Here is a 10,214-nt window from a genome sequence, read left to right as displayed (position 1 = left end):
CCCGGCTCCGGGCGGTCAGGCTTGATCCCTCCGCCGGGCACGGTAGGCCACAGCCCTCCCGCGTCACCGTTATCGGAACGGGCCGGCCTCCTTCGTGGGGGCCGGCCCTTCGCGTTGCCTTTGTTGTTCAGCTCTGCCGATCGGGGTTAGCGGCTGCTGGTGGTTTCTCTTACCCAGGGCAGGGCGATCCGCTCGATGAGCACGAGCGCGGAGTAGAGCAGGATGCTCACCAGCGCCACCAGCAGGATGGCCGCCCAGGCGGTGGCGTAGTCGCCGACGCCCGCGTATTGGAGGATGACGTAGCCCAGGCCGCTCTCTCCGGCCTGGAACTCACCGATCACCGCGCCGATGGCCGCCAGCGGCATGGCCACCTTGAGCCCGACGAAGATCTGCGGCAGCGCCGCCGGGAACCGCACCTTGCGGAACGCCTGCCAGCGGGAGGCGTTCCACGACCGGACCAGCTCGGCCAGGTCGGCCGGCGTGGTGGTCAGCCCGGTCGCGGTGGACAGCACGATCGGAAAGAAGCAGAGCAGGAACACCATGGTCAGGATCGGCTTCTGACCCCAGCCCAGCGCCACCACCAGCAGCGGGCCCAACGTGATCTTCGGCACCGCGTTCACCGCGACCAGCAGCGGCGTGAACATCCGCTCCACGGCGCGGGAACTGGCCAGGGACAGTCCGATCAGGACGCCGGCGGCCGCCGACAGGGCGAAGCCGACCAGGATCTCCAGCAGGGTGGTCCCGGTGTGCTCCAGCATCTGGGCGGGCTTGTCGACGAACGCGCTGAACACACCCCCCGGCGGCGGCAGGGCGGCCGGCGGGATCAGCTCCAGCCGGGCGATCAGCCACCACGCCGCCAGGGCGACCAGCAGACCGGCCGCGGGCAGCAGCGCCGCCCCGACCCCGGCGCGCAGGCCGGCGCCCCGACCCGCCCGTCCCGCCTCCGGGCCGGCACCCGGGGATGGGGGCACCGTCACCGCCGGCTCGACTGACCGCACGTCGGTCATCTTGTCCTCCTCGAAATCCGACGGCCCTGGGGGCCGACGAGCGACGGGGGTACGTCCCACCGGATCCGGCGGGACGTACCCCCTGGTGGCGACCGGACGATCAGGCCTTCGGCGCGAGGCTGAAGTCGATGATCTGCTCGGGGGTGATGTTCTGCTTGAGCGCGCCCGCGCCCTGCAGGATCGCGATGCTCTTCGCGACCCGGCCGCTGTCCAGCGTGCCGATCGCGGTGCCGGAGTTGCCGGAGCGCACGTACGCGGCCATCAGGTCCAGCTCGGCGGCGGCGGCCACCGGGTTGGCGGCGTCGACGTTCTTCTTCAGGATCTCACCGGCCTCCTTGGAGTTCGCCAGGCTGTACTCGAGGCCCTTGAGCAGCGCCGCGGTGAACCGCTTCACCATCTCCGGCTTCTCCTTGGCGATCTTCGAGGAGGTGATCAGCACGTTGCCGTAGAGGTCCTGCATCACGTTGCTGTACGGCAGCATGACGGCCTTCTTCTTGGCCACCGCCTCGATCGTCGGCTGGCCGACGACGAACTGGCCGATGCCGTCCACCGAGCCGCTGGCCAGGGTGCCGATCAGCGCCTGCGCCTCACCGTTGACCCAGGTCACCTTGCTGGCGTCCACACCGGCGAGCCGGGCGTACGTCGGGAACAGGTTGCGCACCACGGAGCCGGGGGTGTCGGCGAGCTTCTTGCCCTCCAGGTCCTTGGGCGAGTTGATGTTCTTGCCCTCGACGGTGGCGATGCCCGCCATCGTGCGCTGCTGGATCGCGGCCACGGCGGTGAAGTCCTTCGCCTGGCCGTTACCGAGCTGGAGCAGACCACCGGTGAGGTCGATCGGCCCGAAGTCCGCCTGGCCGCCGACGACCGTCTGGATCACGCCGCCGGTGCCCTGGCCGGCCTTGATCTCGACGTCGAAGCCGGCCTCCTTGAAGAAGCCCTTCTCCTTCGCCACCCAGGCGTAGGAGTCACGGCCGAAGTTGCCGAAGGAGGTGAGGTAGGTCACCTTCTCCAGTGCTCCGTCTTTGCCGCCCTTGGCGTCGTCGGACGAGTCCGACCCGCTGCTGCAGGCGGAGACGAGGGCGAGGGCGGTGGCCAGCGCGGCCGTAGCGACCGTACGGGTCAGCCTTCTCATCAGTAGCACCATGTCCTTTCCGACCGGGACCGCAGGCCACCGGCGGGGGTTGTCGCGACGGTGCCGGCAGGAGGGGCAAGCCGGGCACCGCCATCGTGAGGGGACTCTTCGCGGGCACAGCGTACGAGAAACCCACAGTTGCGACGCCAGGCGTATTGGGTTGCGGAACGGATACAACATGACGACCACCCCGGACGGTGCGGAATGTCAACGGGGCAGCTAGCCTTTGTCGGATTCCTGACCGTCCACTCAGCGGAGGTACGCCGCAGATGATCCGACTGTCCGGGGTGTCGCGTACCTTCGAGGGCCGGTCCGGCCGGGTCGAAGCCCTTCGCGGCATCGACCTCGACGTCGCCGAGGGCGAGTTCGTGGCCGTGCTCGGGCGCTCCGGCTGCGGGAAGTCCACCCTGCTGCGGTTGATCGCCGGGCTGCTCCCGCTGACCTCCGGCGAGATCACCGTGGCCGGTACGCCGATCACCCGACCCCGCCGCGACATCGCCATGCTCTTCCAGAAGCCGGCGCTGCTGCCGTGGCGCAGTGTGCTGGACAACGTCCTGCTGCCGGTGGAGATCTTCGGCTGGAGCCGCGCCAAGCACCGCGAGCGAGCCCGGCAACTGCTCGACGTGGCCGGGCTCTCCGGGTTCGAGAAGCGGCTGCCGCACGAACTCTCCGGTGGCATGCAGCAGCGGGTGTCGCTGTGCCGATCGCTGATCGGCGAGCCGCGGGTGATGCTGATGGACGAGCCGTTCTCCGCGCTCGACGCGCTCACCCGCGAGGAACTGTCCGGCGAACTCCAGCGCGTGCACATGGAGAACAAGCCCACCATCGTCTTCGTCACCCACTCGATCGACGAGGCGGTGCTGCTCGCCGACCGGGTGGTCGTGCTGAGTCCTCGCCCCGGCCGGATCCGCAAGGTGGTCGAGGTGGCCATCCCCCGACCCCGCACCCTGGGTCGCAACGCCCACCTCGCCGACGTCGCCCGGGTCAGCGCCGACCTGCACGAGCTGTTGATGGAACGCGACCAGCCGGCCGCGGCCGGCGCGGAGGGACGATGAACATGCGGGTGTCGGTCTTCACCGAGCCCCACCGGGGCGCCGACTACGACACCCAGCTCCGGTTCGCCCGACTGGTCGAGGCCGGCGGCTACGAGGGCTTCCTCCGCGCCGACCACTACCAGTCGATGGGCGCCGACCCGGGCCTGCCCGGTCCGACGGACGCCTGGCTGACCCTCGCCGCGCTGGCCCGCGAGACCCAACGGATCCGGCTCGGCACCCTGGTCACGTCGGCGACCTTCCGCCTGCCCGGCCCTCTCGCGGTGCTGGTCGCACAGGTCGACCAGATGAGTGGCGGCCGGGTCGACCTCGGCATCGGCGCCGGCTGGTACGAGCGCGAGCACACCTCGTACGGCATCCCGTTCCCGCCCGTCGGCGAGCGCTTCGATCGACTGGCCGAGCAGCTTGAGGTGATCACCGGGCTGTGGGCCACCCCGATGGGCGAGACGTACAGCTTCACCGGTGACCACTACCGGCTGGTGGACGCGCCCGCGCTGCCCAAACCGGCGCAGGTGCCCGGACCGCCGATCATCGTGGGCGGGCGCGGTCCCAAGCGGACCCCCGAACTGGCCGCCCGCTACGCCGACGAGTTCAACATGCCGTTCAAGTCCGTGGCCGAGACCGCCGGGGCGTACGACCGGGTGCGGGAGGCGTGCGACCGCGTGGGTCGCACGGAGGCCGGCCGCGCCCCGCTGGTGCTCTCCGCCGGGATCGTGGTGGCCATCGGCCGCACCGACGCCGAGGCGCAGCTGCGGGCCGCGCCACTGCACGAGAAGAGCGCGCTGCCACCGGAGGACCCGGTGGTCGGCTCGCCCGCGCAGCTCGTGCAGCGAATCGGCGAGTTCGCCGAGATCGGCGGCACCCGGGTGCACCTGCGCATGACCGACCTTGACGACCTCGACCACCTCGAGCTGATCGCCGCCGAGGTGCTTCCCCAACTGGACGGTGGACGATGACGGATGTGATCGACGGCACCGAACTCGGGCCGGTGGGCCAGGAGATCGTGTACGAGAACGACCGGGTCCGGGTCTGGCACATCCGGCTCGAACCGGGCGAGCGGCAGCCCCTGCACCGGCACGACCACCCCTACCTGGTGGTGGCGATCCAGGGCGCGAAGAACGTCGTACAGACCATCGACGGCACCCGGATCGACGCCGACGAGCCCACCGGCGGAGTCGTCTACCGGGACCCCGGTGCCGTACACATGCTCACCAATGTCGGGGACACGACATACCTGGCCCGACTGGTCGAACTCAAGTAGACCCGCCGGGCGCGCCTCGCCCCGCCGCGCGGCGTGCCGGTGGCGATCGGGTGTACCAGGTGCGTAACGTGCCGGACATGGCCTTTCGGACCTGGGGCAGATTACTGCTCACGGCGCTCGGGGTGAGCGTGCTGGCCGGAGCCGGCCAGCTCGGCGTCGCGTACGGCTTCGGCATCGTCCGACTCACCGGCGCCTTCACCGGCACGACCGTCAACCAGTGGCCGGCCCAGCTCGTCTGGGTGGGCTGGTTCGCCGCGAACGCCGCCGTCGCCGGTGCCGTCCTGACCGGGCGTCTGGCCCGCCGGGACACCCCGCCGGCCAGCATCGGCCGGCAACTGGCCATCGGCGGCGCGGCCGCACTCGGCGCCACCGCCGTGGCCCCGCTCTGCATGCAGCCCGCCCGAGCCGCCGAGTTGATCTCGGTGGACCCGGTCTGGGCGGTCGGCATCTGCGCCATTCTCGGGGCGGTCATCGGAGCGGGCGCGGCCGTCGCCGTACTGTTCCGACCGGAACTGGGCTGGAACATGGCGGCCGTGGCCGGGGCGGTCTGGCTGCTGGCGTTCATTTCCGTCCTGCCGTCGCTCGGCACGGCCGGCCCGCTGCCCACGGTCCGACTCGGCGTACTCGAACCGAACTGGCTGGACGACGCCGCCGCGCAGCGTCTGGCGCTGCTCCTGCTGCCCGTGGTGGCGCTGCTCGCGGGCGCCGCGACCGCCGGGTTGGCCCGCTGGCGCGGCCAGGTTCCGCTGATCAGCGGGGTGACCGGGGTGGCCGGTCCGGTGCTGGTGGCATTCGCGTACCTGACCGCTGGCCCCGGCGACGCGGTGGACCGCTACCAGACCACCCCCTACTACGGCGCGCTGATCGCGATCCTCGCCGGCGCCCTCGGCGCCGCGGCCGCCGCCCTGCTGCGCTGGCCCGTCGGCGCCCGCACCGCCGATCCCCAGGCGATCCAGCCGACCGACATCCTGCGCCCGCTGCCCGCCGGCCCGCCCCTGCCGGGCGCCGAAGCGGCGAGGTCGACGGGTCCGGTCGACGACCACGGTGACACCGAGCCCGCCGCCGACGCGGCCCCCACCGGTGGGCACCTGACCAAGACCGGTCCGGGTCCGCGCGCCGCCGACGACACCGCCACCGTACGCACCGTCCCCGCCCACTGGGACTGGCCGGCGACCACGGCGAGCGGCCAGCACGGCGCCGTCCCCACCGACGCGACGCCCCCCGGGCAGGCGTCCCGGCCGGTCGGCCGCCGCCAGCACGCCGACACCACCCCGGACGCGCCGACGGCGGGCACCCCGACCCGGGACGCGCTCCACACGGGCGGGCAGCACGACCGCGCGACCAACCCGCCGGCCCCCGCCTCCTGGCTGACCGACCCGACCGGCGAGTTCACCGCCGGGCGACAGTCGGCCCCGTCGAACCGGGACGCGGACCCCATCGGCCCCGCCGACCCGACCCCTACCGTCCCGGCGTTCACCGCGGCGACGTCCACCGCTGCGGCCGGCGACACAGGGGCCGTCGGTCCAGGGGCCGTCGGAACAGGGGCCGTCGGAACAGGGGCCGTCGGAACAGGGGCCGTCGGTACAGCGTCCGTCGGTCCGACGCCCGACGCGGGCGCCGACGACCTGACCGGCAGCACGACGACGACCACGGCCGGCGGGGACAGGCGGGACAGCGACCGCACGACGACCAGCGACCCGACGGCCCCGGTCACGCCGAGCGCGAGCGCGCCGAGCGCGAGCACGCCGAGCGCGAGCGCGCCGAGCGCGGGCGACGCGGCCACGCCGAGCGCGAGCAGCGCGGGCGAGGGCGCGGCCGACGCGCCCGCACCCAAGCCGCGTCGTACGCGCAAGCCGAAGTCCACCCCCGCCGACGTCACTCCGGGCACGACCGCCGAGCACACGGCGGCAGCCGCCGGATCGACCGCTGGGCGCACCAGGCGGCCGGCCCGGTCCGGCAAGGCCACCGACCTGACCGGCACCGACTCCGCCGGACCCGTCGACCAGGACGCTCCCCTGCCCAACCAGGACGCTCCCCTGCCCGACCGGCACACCGAGCCCGGCCAGGACACCGAGCCCGGCCAGGCGAATCAGACCGGCGGCAAGGATCCGCAGGAGCAGACCGTCGGGACCGGTGGAGAGAGCCGGCGCGACGGGGCCGCCAGCACCGAGCCGGCGGTCACCACCACCCCGGTTGGGGATCCCGCACCCGTCGAGGGGTCCGGGACGGGCCGCGCCGAACGATCCGCGGCCGAGAGCGACGGCGGCGCTTCGTTGTTCGGTGAGGCGACCGCCGACGGCCCGGGGACCGACCGGTGGACTCCGACGGCACCGGCCTGGCCGGTCACCTCGGCATGGACCACCCCACCGGCGACGGGGGCGGCCGACCCCGAACCGTCCGGTTCGGATGCTCCCGTCCCGGCGGAGGAGTCGACCGACTGGACGCCCCGCTTCCGGCACCGGGCGCCGCTGCCGGACCTGAGCCGCGCCAGCACCTGGGACGCCTTCAACACCACTCGACGCGCCGCCGCGTCGGATCGGACCGCCAGCACGCCCGACCAGGGCAGCCCGACAGATCCGACAGCCAGCACGCCGAACCAGGACAGTCCGACCGCCGCCACGCTCGACGGGGGCTGGTCGAGAGGCCGCGCCGCCAGCACGACGGGCCAGACCAACAGCACGACCGACCCGGCCAGCAGCACGACCGACCCGGCCAGCAGCATGACCGACCGGGCCAGCAACGCGACGGACCGGGCCGTCGGCAGGCGCGGCCGGGTCGGCGAGGCTACCGGTGCGCCCGCCTCGGCGGGACCGGTCGTGCCGCCGTCGGCCGGTCCGGGCATACCTGAGCAGGGCCGCGCGTCCGGCACCGCCGACAGTGGCGGGCCGGACAGCGATGCTCGGCGGGCCACACCGGCGTCCCCGGACGACCCGGAGCAGCCCTCCCGGCGGGGACGGCTCGGTGGCCTGTTCCGGCGCAACCGGGCCCGGGCCGACGAGGAGAAGCGGCCCGCGGCGGATGCGGCGGAGCCGCTGGCCACGCAGGACGAGGAGTTCGTCGACTGGGTCGCCGGGCTCGGCAAGCCGGTCGCGGACAACGAGCCGGAGCAGGAGAACGGTCGTCGCTCGCTGCGCTCCACCGGCCGTCACCACCGCGACTGACCCGCCTGACGTCCGTTCGGGACGCCGACCCCGTCTGATCGACTCGGGTTCCCTGAATCCGGGCTGTCCACCGCGCCGGGACACCCCGACTTCAGTGAACCCGAGTCGACCATGCCGGACCGGTCAGGCGAGCGGCAGATAGACCTTCCCGCCGCCGGAGACGAACTCCGCCGACTTGTCCTTCATGCCGCGGGCCGCGTACTCCTTGAGCTCTTGCGTGATCTTCATCGAGCAGAACTTCGGGCCGCACATCGAGCAGAAGTGCGCCGTCTTCGCCGGCTCGGCAGGCAGTGTCGCGTCGTGGTACGACCGCGCCGTCTCCGGGTCCAGCGAGAGGTTGAACTGGTCCTCCCAGCGGAACTCGAACCGCGCCTTGGACAGCGCGTCGTCCCACGCCTGCGCGCCCGGGTGCCCCTTGGCCAGGTCCGCCGCGTGGGCCGCGATCTTGTACGCGATCACGCCCGCCTTGACGTCGTCGCGGTCCGGCAGGCCGAGGTGCTCCTTCGGGGTCACGTAGCAGAGCATGGCGGTGCCGAACATGCCGATCATCGCGGCGCCGATGGCCGAGGTGATGTGGTCGTACGCGGGCGCGATGTCGGTGGTCAGCGGGCCGAGCGTGTAGAAGGGCGCCTCGTGGCACCACTCCTGCTGGAGATCCACGTTCTCCTTGATCTTGTGCATGGGCACGTGGCCGGGGCCCTCGATCATCACCTGCACGTCGTGCTCCCAGGCGACCGTCGTCAACTCGCCGAGGGTGCGCAGCTCGGCGAACTGCGCCTCGTCGTTGGCGTCGGCGATCGAGCCGGGCCGCAGCCCGTCGCCGAGGGAGAACGTCACGTCGTAGCGCGCGAGGATCGCGCACAGCTCGGCGAAGTTGGTGTAGAGGAAGTTCTCCTCGTGGTGGGCCAGGCACCACGCCGCCATGATCGAGCCGCCCCGGGAGACGATGCCGGTGACCCGGTCCACGGCCAGCGGCACGTACGGCAGCAGCACCCCGGCGTGCACAGTCATGTAGTCGACGCCCTGCTCGGCCTGCTCGATCACGGTTTCCCGGAAGACCTCCCAGCTCAGCTTGACCGGGTCGCCGCCGACCTTCTCCAGGGCCTGGTAGATCGGCACCGTGCCGATCGGCACCGGCGAGTTCCGCACGATCGCCTCACGGGTCTCGTGGATCCGCTTGCCGGTGGACAGGTCCATCACGGTGTCGGCGCCCCAGCGGGTGGCCCAGGTCAGCTTCTCCACCTCCTCGGCGACCGACGAGCTGACCGCCGACGTGCCGATGTTGGCGTTCACCTTGACCAGGAACGCCTTGCCGATGATCGCCGGCTCGCACTCCGGATGGTTGACGTTGAGCGGCAGCACCGCCCGGCCGGCGGCGATCTCGGCCCGCACGAGTTCCGGGTCGACGTTCTCCCGGATCGCCACGAACTCCATTTCCGGCGTCACCACGCCGGCCCGCGCGTACGCGAGCTGCGTCGGACGTCGTCCGTCCACACCGGCGAGCGGCGTACCGGCGCCTCGTACCGGCGCCACGTCACCCCGCTCGGCGATCCACGGGCCCCGCAACGCGGGCAACCCCACCGACGGGTCCGATCCCGGGCCGGACGTGTCGTAGAGCCGCACCGGCGGATGGTCGCCGGTCAGCGCCACCTCGGCGAACGGCACCCGCACATCCGGCCGTGACCCCTCGACGTACACCTTGCCTCGTGCCTGCATGACAACCTCCCTGGTGATCAGGCGGACCAGCCGAAGTGATCCAGCGGCCCGCGCCCCGCGCCCAGCTCCCAGCCCCGCGCGCCGGTCAGCGCGCGGAGCACGTACTCCTTGGCGGCCCCCACCGCCGCCGGCACCGGATCGCCCAGCGCGAGCCGCACGGCGATCGCCGCCGAGAACGAGCACCCGGTGCCGTGGGTGTGCCGGGTGTCCACCCGTGGCCCGCGCAGCAGGGTCGTGACGCCGCCCCCGTGCAGCACGTCGACCGCTTCGCCTCCACCCAGGTCACCGCCGGTGACCACCACGTGCTCCGGGCCGCCGGCGGCGAGGGCCTCCGCGGCGACGACCATCCCGGCCAGGTCGTCCACCGCGCGTCCGGTGATGGCCGCGGCCTCCGCGCAGTTCGGCGTCGCCACCCGGGCGTACGGAAGCAGCCGCTCCACCGCACCCACCACGCCGAGCCGGTGGCCGCTCGTGGCGACCAGCACCGGATCGACGACGAGTTGGGGCAGCCGGCCGTCCTGGGCAGCCTGGGCCACCGCGTCGGCGACGGCGGGTGTGCCGAGCATTCCCGTCTTGACCGCGCCGACGGTGAAGTCGGCGAGGACGCTGTCCAGCTGCTCGGTGACCGTGCGCGGCGGCAGCGGCAGGACGGCGTCGACACCGCGGGTGTTCTGCGCGGTGACCGCCGTGAGGACGCTGGTGCCGTACGCCCCGAGCGCCGCGAAGACCTTGAGGTCGGCCTGGATGCCGGCGCCGCCGCCGGAGTCGGAGCCGGCGATGGTTAGCACTGTGCTCGGGGTCATGTTGCCTCTTTGGTTGCGGTATGGGGCTGCGGCCGACCGTGCCCACTCCGGGCGGTCAGGCTTGATCCCTGCGTGGGCACGG

General features: G+C 72.7%; 8 protein-coding genes. 4 read left to right on the top strand and 4 right to left on the bottom strand.

The genetic code is table 11. From position 1 onward, the window contains the following. Nucleotides 1-146: 146 nt before the first annotated feature. Entirely contained in the window at nt 147-1,007 is an 861-nt protein-coding gene (locus AB0J68_RS17985; RefSeq protein ID WP_354863212.1) for an ABC transporter permease, read from the bottom strand. Nucleotides 1,008-1,107: 100 nt separating this feature from the next. Next, entirely contained in the window at nt 1,108-2,139 is a 1,032-nt protein-coding gene (locus AB0J68_RS17980; RefSeq protein WP_354863213.1) for an ABC transporter substrate-binding protein, read from the bottom strand. A gap of 269 nt (nt 2,140-2,408) precedes the next feature. Between AB0J68_RS17980 and AB0J68_RS17975 the strand changes: the two genes are divergently transcribed. The 4 genes from AB0J68_RS17975 (at nt 2,409) to AB0J68_RS17960 (ending at nt 7,613) form a co-directional block, all read left to right on the top strand. Further along, a complete protein-coding gene (locus AB0J68_RS17975; protein ID WP_354863214.1) occupies nt 2,409-3,194 on the top strand; it encodes an ABC transporter ATP-binding protein in 786 nt (261 codons plus the stop codon). 2 nt (nt 3,195-3,196) lie between these two features. Beyond that, nucleotides 3,197-4,147, top strand: a complete 951-nt coding sequence (locus AB0J68_RS17970; RefSeq protein ID WP_363939472.1) for an LLM class F420-dependent oxidoreductase — start codon at nt 3,197-3,199, stop codon at nt 4,145-4,147. After that, on the top strand, nt 4,144-4,452 hold the full coding sequence (locus tag AB0J68_RS17965; RefSeq protein WP_266246239.1) for a cupin: 309 nt from the start codon (nt 4,144-4,146) through the stop codon (nt 4,450-4,452). The genes AB0J68_RS17970 and AB0J68_RS17965 overlap by 4 nt, the downstream gene beginning before the upstream one ends. A 77-nt stretch (nt 4,453-4,529) precedes the next feature. Next, nucleotides 4,530-7,613 carry a hypothetical protein gene (locus AB0J68_RS17960; RefSeq protein ID WP_363939470.1) on the top strand — a complete coding sequence of 1,028 codons (3,084 nt, stop codon included), beginning with the start codon at nt 4,530-4,532 and terminating at the stop codon, nt 7,611-7,613. A gap of 123 nt (nt 7,614-7,736) precedes the next feature. On the opposite strand, the gene thiC is transcribed toward AB0J68_RS17960, so the two are convergent. Beyond that, nucleotides 7,737-9,329 (bottom strand): phosphomethylpyrimidine synthase ThiC, encoded by a 1,593-nt coding sequence (gene thiC / locus AB0J68_RS17955; RefSeq protein WP_354863263.1) that lies wholly within the window; start codon nt 9,327-9,329, stop codon nt 7,737-7,739. Between the two features lie 17 nt (nt 9,330-9,346). Next, nucleotides 9,347-10,132: a bifunctional hydroxymethylpyrimidine kinase/phosphomethylpyrimidine kinase gene (thiD, locus tag AB0J68_RS17950; protein WP_363939468.1), complete on the bottom strand. Its 786-nt coding sequence runs from the start codon at nt 10,130-10,132 to the stop codon at nt 9,347-9,349. Between the last annotated feature and the right edge of the window lie 82 nt (nt 10,133-10,214).

The sequence above is a fragment of the Micromonospora sp. NPDC049580 genome (assembly GCF_040675595.1).
GTDB lineage: Bacteria > Actinomycetota > Actinomycetes > Mycobacteriales > Micromonosporaceae > Micromonospora.
This window is presented reverse-complemented; position numbering and strand designations above follow the sequence as displayed.

Bases quoted from the DNA above. Each gene is read 5' to 3' on its own strand.
- thiC (WP_354863263.1), bottom strand. From the start codon at position 9,329: ATGCAGGCACGAGGCAAGGTGTACGTCGAGGGGTCACGGCCGGATGTG.
- AB0J68_RS17965 (WP_266246239.1), top strand. From the start codon at position 4,144: ATGACGGATGTGATCGACGGCACCGAACTCGGGCCGGTGGGCCAGGAG.
- AB0J68_RS17960 (WP_363939470.1), top strand. From the start codon at position 4,530: ATGGCCTTTCGGACCTGGGGCAGATTACTGCTCACGGCGCTCGGGGTG.
- AB0J68_RS17985 (WP_354863212.1), bottom strand. From the start codon at position 1,007: ATGACCGACGTGCGGTCAGTCGAGCCGGCGGTGACGGTGCCCCCATCC.
- AB0J68_RS17975 (WP_354863214.1), top strand. From the start codon at position 2,409: ATGATCCGACTGTCCGGGGTGTCGCGTACCTTCGAGGGCCGGTCCGGC.
- thiD (WP_363939468.1), bottom strand. From the start codon at position 10,132: ATGACCCCGAGCACAGTGCTAACCATCGCCGGCTCCGACTCCGGCGGC.
- AB0J68_RS17980 (WP_354863213.1), bottom strand. From the start codon at position 2,139: ATGAGAAGGCTGACCCGTACGGTCGCTACGGCCGCGCTGGCCACCGCC.
- AB0J68_RS17970 (WP_363939472.1), top strand. From the start codon at position 3,197: ATGCGGGTGTCGGTCTTCACCGAGCCCCACCGGGGCGCCGACTACGAC.